This is a genomic window from Mesorhizobium sp. M7D.F.Ca.US.004.03.1.1, assembly GCF_003998635.1.
Taxonomy (GTDB): Bacteria; Pseudomonadota; Alphaproteobacteria; order Rhizobiales; family Rhizobiaceae; genus Mesorhizobium; species Mesorhizobium loti.
This window is the reverse complement of the sequence record NZ_RZQG01001705.1, coordinates 1-539: the sequence shown is the minus strand read 5'-3', so window position 1 is coordinate 539 and position 539 is coordinate 1. Positions and strand designations below refer to the sequence as shown.

The following is a 539-nucleotide window of genomic DNA, read 5'->3' as shown; positions in this document are numbered from 1 at the left end:
GACGGTGTGCTGGCCGCCAGGCTGGAGCGCGGCGACATCGTCATCGCTTTCGGCGGCGGCGTCATCGGCGACCTCGCCGGCTTTGCCGCCGGCATCGTGCGCCGCGGTATGAATTTCGTGCAGATCCCGACCTCGCTGCTGGCGCAGGTCGATTCCTCGGTTGGCGGCAAGACCGGCATCAACAGTGCACGCGGCAAGAACCTTGTCGGCGTCTTCCATCAGCCGAAACTGGTGTTGGCCGACACCGGAGTGCTCGACACGCTGCCGATCCGCGAATTCCGCGCCGGTTACGCTGAGCTTGCCAAATACGGGTTGATCGACCGGCCGGAGTTTTTCGTCTGGCTGGAAGAGAACTGGGCAAAGGTTTTTGCCGGCGGGCCGGAGAGAGCGCAGGCGATTGCCGAAGCCTGCCGCGCCAAGGCCGACGTCGTTGCGCGCGACGAGTTCGAGACTGGCGACCGCGCATTGCTCAATCTCGGCCACACGTTCGGCCACGCGCTGGAAGCCGCCACCCAGTATGACGGAACCCGCCTCGTCCT

Annotated in this window: 1 protein-coding gene; it reads left to right on the top strand. The window is 65.5% G+C overall.

Features of this window, described 5'->3' with window-relative positions; all coding sequences use genetic code 11:
• On the top strand, positions 1-539 hold a 539-nt coding region (locus tag EN935_RS39605), incomplete at both ends, for an iron-containing alcohol dehydrogenase (protein ID WP_127374436.1).